The following is a 12,334-nucleotide window of genomic DNA, read 5'->3' as shown; positions in this document are numbered from 1 at the left end:
GACCGCGACGGCGAACAGCAGGCCGGCCGCGGCGGCGCCCCAGGCGGCGAGCACCGCGCGGCGGCGGTCGGCGCGCAGCAGGGCGGCCAGCGCGGCCGTCACGATGCCGGCCGACAGCCAGACCGGCGGGACGCCGGCGCCGCCGGGGTTGACCAGGATCAGGCCGACCGGGTCGGCGGCCGGGCCGTTGAAGCCGGCCACGCCGGCCTCCAGCAGCAGCCGGGAGGGGTGCGCCAGCACGTGCAGCGACCAGGGGGCGAGCACCAGCACCGGCACCCCGAGCATCACCAGCACCCGCAGGCCCAGCAGTCGCAGCGCCTCGCCGCCGGAGCCGTACGCGCCGCCGCGCAGGACCGCGAACAGCAGCGCGGCCGCGCACAGCGGAACCGAGATGGCCCAGGTCAGCGGCACGAAGGCGGTGCTCAGGGTGAGCATCAGCGCCGTCATCCAGGTGGAGCGCCAGCCGGGGCGGGCGCCCTTGGCGGCGGTCTCCCGGCGGATGCCGAGGCCGGCGCTGATCGCGGCGGCCCGGGCCAGCGGCGGGAGCAGCACGGCGAGCACCGCGGTGCCGATCCGGCCCTGGGCGAGCGCGCCGGTGGCGGCCGGCAGCAGCGCGTAGCTGGCGCTGGCCCAGGCGCGGACCAGCTTGGACTCGATCAGCGGGCGGGACACCAGGTAGGCGCTGACCGCCGCGAGCGGGACGGCGAGCACGACCAGCACGGTGAGGGCCAGGTCGGCGTTGCCGAACAGCCCCCAGGAGAGGATCGACAGCACGGCCAGGTACGGCGGTGCGGTGGCGGTCGAGCCGTCGCCGACCGGGTGCCAGGAGTCGGCGTACATCCGCCACAGGCCGCCGGCGCCGTCGGCGGCCGGCAGCAGGGCGCCGCCCTGGAGGAGTCCAGAGCCGATCAGGCCGCGGCAGGCGACCAGGGCGAACACCAGCAGCGCGGTGAACAGCAGCGGCGCGGGGCGCTTGGCCAGTTTCTTGATCAGGGTGAACTGCTCGACCACCAGGTCGTCGGTGTCGTCGTCGCCGGGGCCGGACTCGACCGAGCCGTGCCGGCCGGCGCCCGGGTCGCTGCCGCCGATGCCGAGCGAGCTGACCATCTGCTCGACCGCGAGCCGGGCGGTCGCGCCGGGGGCCGGGAAGAGCGAGCGGTCGTCGCCGGGGTCGGCCGCGCGGGTGCGCTTGCGGCGCTTGCGGGCGAGCAGCAGCCGGGGCAGCCTGATCAGCTCGTGGCCGAGGCCGGCCAGTTCGTCGAAGGCCTGCCGGGGGTCCTTGCCGACCAGGTTGGCGACCACCCGCACCAGGGTGCCGAGCACCAGCCGCAGCAGGATGTACGGGAGCAGCACCCCACGGGTGTTGGCGAGCAGGGTGTAGACGGCGCCGGCCTTGTCCACCCGGTGCGGGTGGTCGGAGCCGCAGTCGATCGCGCGGCGCTCGCGGCTGGCCGCCTCGGCGTGCCGCAGCACCGCGTCAGGGGCGACCACGACCCGGTGGCCGGCGGCGTTGACCCGCCAGCAGAAGTCGGTGTCGTCGCGCATCAGCGGGAGCGCCTTGTCGAAGCCGCCGAGCTCCTCGAAGACGTCCCGGCGCACCAGCATGCCCGCGGTGGACACGGCGAGCACCGGGCGGACCTGGTCGTGCTGGCCCTGGTCCTGCTCGCGGCGGTCCAGGCCGGTCCAGCGGCGGCCCGAGCGGGCGATCGTGACGCCGACCTCGAGCAGCTGGCGGCGGTCGTACCAGCTGCGCAGCTTGGGGCCGACCACGGCGGCGGTCGGGGTGGAGTCGGCGACCTGGAGCAGCCGGCGCAGTGCGTCGGTCTGCGGTTCGCAGTCGTCGTGCAGCAGCCACAGCCACTCGACCGGCTGGGTCTCGCGCGGGCCGCCGCGGCCGAGGTCGTCCTCGTGGCCGAGCGGGTCGCCGTAGTCGTCCCAGCCTCCGGTGACCGGGTCGTAGCCGGACGGGTCCAGGCTGTACGGGAGGTCCTCGGGGCGCAGCGGCGGGCTGTTGAAGACGGCCTGGGCGACGGCGTTGCCGAAGCCGGAGCGGCGGCCGAGGATCAGCGGGCCGCTGTCCGGCAGCCAGTCGCCGAGGGTGTCCTGGAGCAGCTGCGGGGAGGTGTCGGTGGACCCGGTGTCGACGGCGAGGATGCGCTGCACCTGGCGGTCCTGGCCGAGCAGTCCGGCCAGCGCCTGCGGGAGCCAGCGGGCACCGTCGTGCGAGACGATCACGGCGGTGACGAGGTGGCGCGGGTACGCGGGCGGCCTGGCGGCGGCGAAGCCGCTCTGGTGGCTGTAGACGGTCATCGAGTGCGCGGGCCCCGGTTCCGGTGGGAGGGCGGTTGGTGTCGCGGTGCCGCCCGGGCGGGCCGTGGGTCCGAACGTGGGCGGCGGTGCGCATGCCGGATGCCGGGCACCCGGATGGCGCACCACACTAACGGCTCCGGATGACCGTGATGCTCCCGGTCCTGGTGAAGATGTCGCCGGGAAAGGGGTGCGGATACGCGAAAGCGCCCCACCGGTCAGGTGAGGCGCCGCCACGGGTACGGGGCCGCGGGCCGCCGTCCCGGGATTTCCGCCCGGGTCAGATCGCGCTCTTCTTGAGTCGGCGGCGCTCCCGCTCGGAAAGGCCGCCCCAGATTCCGAACCGCTCGTCGTTGGCGAGCGCGTATTCGAGGCACTCGGACCGGACCTCGCAGGCGAGGCAGACCTTCTTGGCCTCCCGGGTGGACCCGCCCTTCTCGGGGAAGAAGGACTCAGGGTCGGTCTGGGCGCACAGTGCGCGCTCCTGCCAGCCGAGTTCCTCTTCGTCCTCTTCGATGCCCTCACCGATCAAAAGCTCAAAGAGCTCGCTCATCTGGCGCGCCTCCTCTGCCCCTCTTGGCGTCCCCGTGGTGTTGCCGTTGCCTGGAGCGGCGGAACGACACGAGTGAAATTACAGTTGCGTCACTCTGGCCCAGTCAAGCCGAGCTCTGGTATTGGGCCAAGGATTCACTCCCCGGAACCAAGCCGTTACGAATAGTGTACATATTCGGACAACCCGGACATTCGTAGCGCCTGATGGCATATCGCCCCAGAACCAACGCGCGGGTCGACGTGCCGTCAACGCGGACCGGCCGAACCCCCCTTCGACCGGAGGGACGCCTGTGGCCCGAGTGCGGTTGCCGGGTCACCGGGCTGCCTTCCCGGCGATCTTCGCATCGAAACATAGAGGGTGATTTATCACTCCATCCGGTGGTTGAGCCCAGATGTGACCTGAATGTCCGTCGAGCCGGGTTGACACTGCCACCCCTCTTGCGGTCTCCTTTCCCACATGTCAGAGTTCGCCGCCCACCGCAGCCGCCGCCAGGCGTCGCTCCGCCGTGCCGCGAACTCGCTCTGCTGTCGCCTCTGTTTCTGCTGTATCTAGGCGCACGCGTCCCACCGCGCGCCGCCCAGCAAGCCAGAGGCCGCCCGCGCGACGAAGTCCCCCTCGAACTCCGCGGACCCGGCTGATCCCGTAGCACCAGCCGACGCCAAGGACTCTCGACCGTGCGAATGCCCCGAATCCGCAACCGCAACCGGGACCGCGCCAAGCTCGCCCGCCGGGCCCTGCCCCAGCAGGCCCCCGCCACCACCGCCCCCGCCGTCACCCGCTGGGCCGACGGCCTGAGCGACGTCTCCATCGCCGGCGACCCGCTGGCCTTCCCGCACCTGACCCGGACCGACCTGCCCGCCCACCCGACCACCGTCGCCGGGTACGCCCGGCTGGTCCGGGAGATCGCCGCCGACCGCGACCGGTGGGCCCCGCTGGTCCGCTACGACGCCCTCACCCGCTGGTACGCCCGGCTGGAGACCGGCCCCGGCTACGAGGTCTGGCTGCTCAGCTGGCTGCCCGGGCAGAGCAGCGGCTTCCACGACCACGGCAGCTCCGCCGGCGTGATGACGGTGGTCGAGGGCGAGCTGGTCGAGCGCTCGCTGACCGGCTCCGGCGAGGGCACCCGGGTGCTCACCCCCGGCCACCGGCGGGTCTTCTCCGCCGGGTACCTGCACGAGGTGGTCAACGGCACGCTGGAGCCCGCCGTCTCCATCCATCTCTACACGCCGGGCCTGGTGGAGATGAACCAGTACGCCACCGACGCCTCCGGCCACGACCACGCGCAGCAGGGCGTGCGGACCGCCGACCGGTAGGCCCCGCGCCGGGCCTGACCGACCGCCACCGGGCCGCCTGGCAGGATGGGCGCATGCGCATCGTGGCACTGGCAGGCGGAATCGGTGGGGCGCGCTTCCTGCGCGGGCTCAAGGAGGCCGTCGCCCCCGGGGACGAGATCACGGTCATCGGCAACACCGGTGACGACATCCACCTGTTCGGGCTGAAGGTCTGCCCCGACCTGGACACCGTGATGTACACCCTGGGCGGCGGCATCCACGAGGAGCAGGGGTGGGGCCGGGCCGACGAGACCTGGTCGGTCAAGGAGGAGATGAAGGCCTACGGCGTCGGCCCCGAGTGGTTCGGGCTCGGCGACCGGGACTTCGCCACCCACATCGTCCGGACCCAGATGCTGGCCGCCGGCTACCCGCTGAGCGCCGTCACCGAGGCGCTCTGCGACCGGTGGCGGCCGGGGGTGCGGCTGATCCCGATGAGCGACGACCGGGTCGAGACCCACGTCCGGATCACCGACGAGGCCGGCACCCGTGCCGTGCACTTCCAGGAGTACTGGGTCCGGCTCCACGCCGCGGTGGCCGCCGAGGCGATCGTGCCGGTCGGCGCGGACACCGCGAAGCCCGCGCCGGGCGTCCTGGAGGCGCTGGCCGCGGCCGACGTGATCCTGCTGCCCCCGTCCAACCCGGTGGTCAGCATCGGGACCATCCTGGCCGTCCCCGGACTGCGGCAGGCGGTCGCCTCGGCGCCCGCGCCGGTGGTCGGGCTCTCCCCGATCATCGGCGGCGCACCGGTGCGGGGCATGGCCGACAAGGTGCTGGCCGCGGTCGGCGTCGAGGCCACCGCCGAGGCGGTGGCCCGGCACTACGGCCCCGACCTGCTGGACGGCTGGCTGGTGGACACCGCCGACGGGGACGCGGTCGCCGGGGTCGAGCAGGCGGGGATCCGCTGCCGGGCCGTCCCGCTGCTGATGACCGATGTCGCGGCGAGCACCGCGATGGCGCGGGAGGCGCTGGCCCTGGCCGCGGAGGTCCGGCCGTGATCGGCGTGCACCCGGTGCGCGGGCTGCCCGAGATCGAGCCCGGCGCGGACCTCGCCGAACTGATCGCCAAGGCCGGGGAGTTCGAGGACGGCGACATCCTGCTGGTCACCTCGAAGATCGTCAGCAAGGCCGAGGGGCGGCTGCTGCGGGCCGACGACCGGGAGGCCGCGATCGACGCCGAGACCGTCCGGGTGGTCGCCCGGCGCGGCGCCACCCGGATCGTGGAGAACCGCAACGGCCTGGTGATGGCCGCCGCCGGTGTGGACGCCTCCAACACCGCCCCCGGCACCGTCCTGCTGCTGCCCGAGGACCCGGACGCCTCGGCCCGCGCCCTGCGCGCCGGACTCCGGCGGCTGACCGGACGCCGGCTCGCCGTCGTGATCACCGACACCTTCGGCCGCCCCTGGCGCAACGGCCTCACCGACGTCGCCATCGGCGCGGCCGGCCTGCCCGTGCTGGACGACCACCGCGGCCGCACCGACAGCCACGGCAACCGGCTGGCGATGACCGTCACCGCCACCGCCGACGAACTGGCCGCCGCGGCCGACCTGGTGAAGGGCAAGGCCACCGGCACCCCGGTCGCGGTGGTCCGCGGCCTGGCCGGCCTGGTCACCGCGGAGGACGGCGAGGGCGCCCGGGCGCTGGTCCGCCCGGCCGCCGACGACATGTTCCGGCTCGGCACCTCGGAGGCCGTCCGCGAGGCGGTGACCCTCCGCCGGACGATCCGCTCCTTCACCGCCGAGCCGGTCGACCCGGACGCCGTCCGCCGGGCGGTGTCCGCCGCGGTCACGGCGCCCGCACCGCACCACACCACGCCCTGGCGCTTCGTCCTGCTGGAGACCCCCGAGGTCCGCACCCGGCTGCTGGACGCGATGCTCGCCGCCTGGCAGCGCGACCTGCGCGAGCTCGACGGCTGGGACGAGGAGAAGGTCGCCCGCCGCACCGCCCGCGGCGACGTGCTGCGGGACGCGCCCTACCTGGTGGTGCCCTGCCTGGTGATGGACGGCTCGCACGACTACCCCGACGCGCGCCGGGGCGCGGCCGAGCGGGAGATGTTCACCGTCGCGATCGGGGCCGCCGTGCAGAACCTGCTGGTCACCCTGGCCGGCGAGGGCTACGGCTCGGCTTGGGTGTCCTCCACCATGTTCTGCCGCGACACCGTCCGGGACGTCCTCGACCTCCCGGCCGGCTGGGACCCGATGGGCGCCGTCGCCGTCGGCCGCCCGGCCGAGTCCCCCCGCCACCGCCCGCCCCGCCAGGCGGACGCCTTCGTCACCGTCCGCTGAGCCCCGCCCCGTCCGGGCCCCTCACCGCCCCCGGTGGTCGTTGGGCGTCAGCCGGGGCCCGTACCGGGGCGCCCGGGCGCCGGTGAGCATGAGCAGGCGGCAGACCCGGTACCGGTGCGGGCGGTACGGCTCCAGCAGGTCGAGCATCTGCGCGTCGTCGCTGCGCGGCCGCCCGGCCAGCGCCCAGCCGACCAGGTTCGGCAGGTGGAAGTCGCCGACCGACACCGCGTCCGGGTCGCCGTTGCTGCGCTGGAGAGTCTCCGCCGCCGTCCAGACACCGATCCCGGGGACCGCGGTCAGCCGGGCGAAGGCCCGGTCGGACGCGAAGCCGGAGGCCTCCTCCAGCCGGGCGGCGAGCCGGGCCGCGCGGACCACGGTCGCGGACCGCTTCGGGTCGACACCGGCCCGGTGCCACTCCCAGCTCGGGATCAGCGCCCACTCGCGGGCGGACGGCGCGACCCGCATCCCGTCCACCGGCCCGGCCGGCCCCGGTGCCGGGGTGCCGAAGTCCCGCAGCAGGATGCGCCAGGCGCGGTACGCCTCGTCGGTGGTGACCTTCTGTTCGAGGACCGCGGGGACCAGCGACTCCATCACCAGCCCGGTCCGGCCCAGCCGCAGGCCCGGGTGGGTGCGCTGGGCGTCGCGGAGCGGGCCGGGCGGCAGGACCAGCCCGGCCGGGTCGTCGTCGGCGCCGAGCAGGGCGGGCAGTGCCTCCAGCAGCCAGTCGGCGCCGGGGCCCCAGGACTGCGCGGTCACCTCGCCGCCGGCCGCCGCGATCCGTACGGTGCCGGGGCCGGCCGGGGTGCGGGAGGCCCGCCAGACGGCGCCGTCGCCGGCGGTGCGCAGCGCCGGGTCGCCGGGGCCGCGGCGCAGCGGGAAGAGGATCCTGGGCAGGTCGAGCGGGAATCCCGGCCGCCACTGCCGTACCGTTCCCGGCATCGCCCGTCACCTCTTCCGCCGCCCGGGGGTTGGGCCACAGGAACCCTACGCCCTGCGGCCCGCCCCCTCGGCGGGCGGTTCAGCGGCCCTGCAGATGGGCCGCGCGGGAACGGATGTCGGGCAGGAGGTTGTAGAGCTGGTCGCCGGGGCACTCGGTGGCGAAGCCGTCCCGGTGGCCGGAGATGGTATTGAACCCGACCGAGGTGCCCTTCTTGTACCGGCTGCCGTCGGAGGCGGAGACCAGGGTGGTCGAGCCGGCGGCGTCCACGTCGGTGAGGCCGAGCTTCCAGGCGGCGATCTTGACGATGCCGTCCTGCTGGGCCTGCGGGACGCTGTCGGAGCCGTAGGTGCCGATCGCGGCGACGCCCGAGGTGTTGCTGTTGAAGCCCAGGGTGTGGGCGCCGAGCACCGGCTGGATGACGCCGCCGGCCCGGCCCTCGTAGATGGTGCCGCAGCGGTCGACCAGGAAGTTGTAGCCGATGTCCCGCCAGCCGTTGGTCTTCACGTGGTACTGGTAGATGCTCCGGATGATCGCGGGTGCGTCGGAGCAGGCGTAGTTGTTGGCGGTGTCGGTGTGGTGGACGAAGACCGCCTTGACGGCGCCGGTGTAGACGTAGCCGGGCTCGCGCAGGGACTCGTCCGCGCCCCAGCCCGATCGGATGACGATGCCGGGCCGCGGCCCGGGGTGCTCGACGCGGGGTAGGGCCCGTTCGGCGGAGGCGCTGCCGGCCGGGCCGGTGTCCCCGGGCGCGGTGGTGGCGGGTCCGGTCACGGCGGGTCCGGGGCCGGGGTCGACCAGTTCGGCGCGCAGGCCGGCCGGCAGCGGGTGGCCCGAGGCGTGCACCCGGACGGCGAGGCCGTTGCTGGGGCCGACCCAGAGCGGGGCGGTCGAGCCCCGGCCGGTGGGCTCGTCGGGGCGGTCCTCGTCGGCGCTGTCCAGGTCGAGCCAGTCGCTCCAGTGGCCGGTCGTGGCGTCCCTGGTGCGGACCTGGACGGTGCCGTCCAAGGTGGCGGCCGGGTCGTCCCAGCTGACGCCGACCATCGAGAAGGAGACGGTGCTCCGCTGCGGGAGGGTGCGTTCGGCACCGTCCGCGCCCACGGAGCGCCGGCTGTCGGTCAGGGGAAGGGTCGTCACGCCGCCGGCCACGGACCGGCTCTCCCGGGGCGCCGCGGCCGCACCGGCGGTCACGGGCTGGAGGATGAGCAGGGCGGTGGACCCGGCGGCGAGAGCAGCAAAGTGAGTAAAGCGCATAAAACGGATATTGACGGCAAATCACTCCCGCTGCCATGTCGGCCCCCGCCGCTGATCACTCTCCCGGCCGACCACCCGAAGGCCGTAGGCTGGACCGCACCATGACTGCGCCTTTCGCTGCCGACGCCCGTACCCCCGCCGAGCTGCTGAACGCCTATCTGCGCCCCGGGGCCACCGATGCCGACTCCTCCCGCCCCTTGGTCACCTTCTACGACGACTCGACCGGCGAACGGGTCGAGCTCTCCGCGAAGACCTTCGACAACTGGGTGGCCAAGACCGCCAACCTGATCCAGGACGAGCTGAACGCCGGCCCCGAGGACCGGGCCGCGCTGCTGCTGCCCGCCCACTGGCAGAGCGCGGTCTGGCTGCTGGCCTGCTGGTCCGTCGGGGTCACCGTGATCCCCGGCGGCGATCCGGCCGACGCCGACCTGGTGGTGAGCGGCCCGGACGGGCTCGCCGCCGCCGAGGCCTGCACCGGCGAACGGGTGGCGCTGGCCCTGCGGCCGCTCGGCGGCCGGTTCCCGCAGCGCCCCGACGGCTTCCTCGACTACGCCGCCGAGGTGCCCGGGCAGGGCGACCGCTTCGCGCCCTACTCCCCCGTCGACCCGCAGGCCCCGGCGCTGGAGACCAGCACCGACGGGCTGCCGCTGAAGCTGACCGGCGAGCAGACCGTCGAGCTGGCCAGGGCAGGCGCCGCCCGGCTCGGCCTCGGCCCCGGCGACCGGGTGCTCAGCACCCAGTCGTACGACGACTGGGCCGGGCTGGAGGCGGGCCTGCTGGCGCCGCTGGCGGCCGGCGCCTCGGTGGTGCTGTGCCGCAACTCGGGACAGCTGACGGCCGACCAGTGGGAGAAGCGGATCGAATCCGAACGGGTGACTCTGCGTCTGAGCTGATGCAGCCCGCGCCACCGGGGTACGGATCCCCCGATGGCAGTGGAGCAGGAGGACGGCGAGCGCCCCCCGACCCGCGAGGGAGGGGGGCGCCGCTCGTTCCTGCGACGCCACTGGCTGGCCCTGGTCGCCGGGCTGCTGTCCCTGGTGCTGCTGGTCGGCGGCACGCTGGCCTGGCTCGCCTACCGCAAGCTGAACGGGAACATCAGGACCGACACCGCCACCGGCCGACTGCTCGGCCGGGAGTCGGACCGGCCCTCCCCGGTCGCCGGCGACGCCGAGAACATCCTGCTGATCGGCAGCGACGACCGCGGCGGGGCCAACTCCGCGTACGGCTCCACCGGCGGGCAGCGCTCGGACACCGTGATCCTGCTGCACCTGGCCGCGGGCGGGCGGCGGGCCACCGCCGTCTCCATCCCGCGCGACGTGATGGTCACCGTGCCGCCCTGCGACCTGCCGGACGGCAGCCGCTCGCGCGGCGGGCTCGGCCAGTTCAACCTGGCCTTCGAGACCGGCGGCGCGGCCTGCACCATCCGGACGGTGGAGCAGATCAGCGGGATCCGGGTCGATCACCACGTGATCCTCGACTTCACCGGCTTCAAGCGGATGGTCGACGCGGTGGGCGGCGTCGAGGTGTGCGTCCCGGCGCCGATCCACGACCGGGACGCCAAGCTGGACCTGGACGCCGGCCGCCAGGTGCTGCACGGCGAACAGGCGCTCGGCTACGTGCGGGCCAGGGAGAGCCTCGGCAACGGCAGCGACACCGACCGGATGGGCCGCCAGCAGCAGTTCCTGGCGGCCCTGGTGCGCAAGGTGCAGTCGCAGGGTGTGCTGCTCAACCCGACCAAGCTGTGGCCGCTGCTGGACGCGGCGACCTCCTCGATCACCGCGGATCCGGGACTGAGCCGGCTGGGCGCGCTGTACGAGCTGGCGCAGCGGCTGCGCTCGATGCCGCCGAACGAGATCACCTTCCTCACCACCCCGCGCCGGCCGTACCGCTACAACGCCAACCGGGACGAGTTCGTCCAGCCGGACACCGACCGGCTGTTCGCGGCGCTGCGGGCGGACCAGCAGGTCACGGTACGGCCGAGCGCCTCTTTGGGCCCGGTGACGGGGACCGCACCGGACGGATCCCCCGGCCCGTCACCGGACGCCTCGCCCGACGCCTCGCCCGACGCCTCGCCGCAGGCCGGTGCGACGCCCGGCGCGCAGCAGGCCCCGGCGGACCCCGGGACGGCGGCGGCCAGCCCGTCGCTCGAGGGCCGGACCGCCGACCAGGACGTCTGCCCGGCCGGCTGATCCGGCCCCGGACCCGGTCCGGGCCGCCGCGGCGGACGCGGCCGGGTTGGGCACGAAATGTGAAGACGACTCGGGCTCTTTGGCCCGGTTCATTGGGAATTGGAAGTGTGGCAGCTGTCACACCGTGACCGAACCACCGGTGCGGCTCGTCTAGGGTGTCCGGGGTGAACAGCGGACACCGGCAGCCGAACCGCCTCGCGGTCCCGCTGCCCGAGGAGGTCGACCCGGCCGATCAGTGGGTCCTCGACCCGCAGACCGGCGAGTTCCGGCTGAACCTGGACGGGCCTGCGCCCGTCGTCCCGCCGCAGGCCGGACCGGGGCGCACCGCGCCGGGCCCGGCCCGGATGCCCGGGCCCCGTTCGGAGCCCGCGGTCGCACCGCTCACACCGACCGGCCCCGGCGACGGTGGCCGCGCCGCCCGCCGCAAGGGCGGCCGTTCCAAGCCGCGCAGGCGCGCGCTCAAGTGGACCGCCGGGGTCGCGGCGCTGGTACTGGTGGCCGGCTGCGGCGGCGCGTACTACGCGTACCAGCACTTCAACAACAACATCAGCTCGGTCGAGGTCCAGGTCGGCAGCGAGGCCGAGCGGCCGCAGGCGGCCGGCGACGCGCTCAACATCCTGGTGATCGGAACCGACAGCCGGGAGGGCCTCGGCCGCGAGTACGGCGACGAGGGCAGCACTGGGCACGCCGACACCACCCTGCTGTTCCACGTCGCCAAGGACCGCAGCAACGCGACGGTGATGAGCATCCCCCGTGACCTGATGCTGCCGATCCCGGAGTGCCAGAGCGGCACCAAGAAGATCCCGGGCAGCGCGCGGGCGATGTTCAACACCAGTCTCGGCCAGGACGGCCGCGACCCCGGCTGCACCTGGAAGACCGTGGAGAAGGCCACCGGGATCCGGATCGACCACTTCATGATGGTCAACTTCGAGGCGGTGAAGACGCTGTCCACCGCCGTCGGCGGGGTGGAGGTCTGCGCGGCCAAGCCGATCAACGACCCCGACTCGCACCTGAACATGACCAAGGGCAAGCACGTGGTGCAGGGCGAGGAGGCGCTGGCCTTCGTCCGGACCCGGCACGCGGTGGGCTTCGGCGGCGACCTCACCCGGATCCCGCTGCAGCAGCAGTTCATCAGCTCGATGATCCGCAAGATCAAGAGCGGTGACACCCTGACCAGCCCGACCAAGCTGTGGAGCCTCGCGGACGCCGCCACCAAGGCGCTCACCGTCGACTCCGGCATCGGCAGCGTCGACAAGCTCAAGGACCTGGCGCTGGACCTGAGCAAGGTCGACACCAAGAACATCACCTTCACCACCGTGCCGGTGCTGGACGATCCCAAGGACAACGACCGGCTGATCCTCAAGCCGGGCGACTCCGAGCAGCTCTTCTCGATGATCGCCAACGACCGTTCGCTGACCGAGGTGCAGCAGGCCGCCGACGCGGCCGCCTCCGCCGCGCCCGCCGCCCCGAGCCCCCCCGCCG

10 protein-coding genes are annotated in these 12,334 nt (G+C 74.2%); 6 read left to right on the top strand and 4 right to left on the bottom strand.

Features of this window, described 5'->3' with window-relative positions; translation table 11 throughout:
- Both AA75_RS07745 and AA75_RS07740 read right to left on the bottom strand, forming a co-directional pair.
- The coding region (locus AA75_RS07745) for a glycosyltransferase family 2 protein (protein WP_033819062.1) at positions 1-2,310 on the bottom strand (2,310 nt) is incomplete at its 3' end.
- A gap of 277 nt (positions 2,311-2,587) precedes the next feature.
- A complete protein-coding gene (locus tag AA75_RS07740) occupies positions 2,588-2,860 on the bottom strand; it encodes a WhiB family transcriptional regulator (protein ID WP_033819061.1) in 273 nt (90 codons plus the stop codon).
- Positions 2,861-3,534: 674 nt separating this feature from the next.
- On the opposite strand from AA75_RS07740, the gene AA75_RS07735 reads away from it, so the two are divergent.
- The 3 genes from AA75_RS07735 to AA75_RS07725 are packed head-to-tail and all read left to right on the top strand — an operon-like array spanning position 3,535 to position 6,472.
- Complete coding sequence (locus AA75_RS07735) at positions 3,535-4,173, top strand: cysteine dioxygenase family protein (protein ID WP_233288958.1); 639 nt, start codon at positions 3,535-3,537, stop codon at positions 4,171-4,173.
- 53 nt (positions 4,174-4,226) lie between these two features.
- On the top strand, positions 4,227-5,186 hold the full coding sequence (gene cofD, locus AA75_RS07730) for a 2-phospho-L-lactate transferase (RefSeq protein WP_033819060.1): 960 nt from the start codon (positions 4,227-4,229) through the stop codon (positions 5,184-5,186).
- Positions 5,183-6,472 (top strand): coenzyme F420-0:L-glutamate ligase, encoded by a 1,290-nt coding sequence (locus AA75_RS07725; protein ID WP_033819059.1) that lies wholly within the window; start codon positions 5,183-5,185, stop codon positions 6,470-6,472. Before cofD ends, AA75_RS07725 begins: the two co-directional genes overlap by 4 nt.
- 21 nt (positions 6,473-6,493) lie before the next feature.
- Here AA75_RS07725 and AA75_RS07720 read toward each other — a convergent pair whose 3' ends face one another.
- Together AA75_RS07720 and AA75_RS07715 are read right to left on the bottom strand one after the other, a co-directional pair.
- On the bottom strand, positions 6,494-7,411 hold the full coding sequence (locus AA75_RS07720; RefSeq protein ID WP_051811986.1) for a DNA-3-methyladenine glycosylase: 918 nt from the start codon (positions 7,409-7,411) through the stop codon (positions 6,494-6,496).
- Between the two features lie 79 nt (positions 7,412-7,490).
- Entirely contained in the window at positions 7,491-8,663 is a 1,173-nt protein-coding gene (locus tag AA75_RS07715) for a peptidoglycan recognition protein (protein WP_033819058.1), read from the bottom strand.
- A 101-nt stretch (positions 8,664-8,764) separates the two neighbouring features.
- Here AA75_RS07715 and AA75_RS07710 point away from each other — a divergent pair, with 101 nt between their 5' ends.
- The 3 genes from AA75_RS07710 to AA75_RS07700 form a co-directional block, all read left to right on the top strand.
- Complete coding sequence (locus AA75_RS07710; RefSeq protein ID WP_033819057.1) at positions 8,765-9,556, top strand: TIGR03089 family protein; 792 nt, start codon at positions 8,765-8,767, stop codon at positions 9,554-9,556.
- Between the two features lie 33 nt (positions 9,557-9,589).
- Complete coding sequence (locus tag AA75_RS07705) at positions 9,590-10,852, top strand: LCP family protein (RefSeq protein WP_051811985.1); 1,263 nt, start codon at positions 9,590-9,592, stop codon at positions 10,850-10,852.
- A 164-nt stretch (positions 10,853-11,016) separates the two neighbouring features.
- The coding region (locus AA75_RS07700) for an LCP family protein (protein WP_051811984.1) at positions 11,017-12,334 on the top strand (1,318 nt) is incomplete at its 3' end.

The organism is Kitasatospora sp. MBT63 (genome assembly GCF_000710465.2).
GTDB lineage: Bacteria > Actinomycetota > Actinomycetes > Streptomycetales > Streptomycetaceae > Kitasatospora.
The sequence above is the reverse complement of the archived record's forward strand: the minus strand, read 5'-3'. Positions and strand labels throughout refer to the sequence as shown.

Coding starts and splice junctions, on each gene's coding strand:
- cofD (WP_033819060.1), top strand. CDS start 4,227: ATGCGCATCGTGGCACTGGCAGGCGGAATCGGTGGGGCGCGCTTCCTG.
- AA75_RS07715 (WP_033819058.1), bottom strand. CDS start 8,663: ATGCGCTTTACTCACTTTGCTGCTCTCGCCGCCGGGTCCACCGCCCTG.
- AA75_RS07740 (WP_033819061.1), bottom strand. CDS start 2,860: ATGAGCGAGCTCTTTGAGCTTTTGATCGGTGAGGGCATCGAAGAGGAC.
- AA75_RS07720 (WP_051811986.1), bottom strand. CDS start 7,411: ATGCCGGGAACGGTACGGCAGTGGCGGCCGGGATTCCCGCTCGACCTG.
- AA75_RS07710 (WP_033819057.1), top strand. CDS start 8,765: ATGACTGCGCCTTTCGCTGCCGACGCCCGTACCCCCGCCGAGCTGCTG.
- AA75_RS07705 (WP_051811985.1), top strand. CDS start 9,590: ATGGCAGTGGAGCAGGAGGACGGCGAGCGCCCCCCGACCCGCGAGGGA.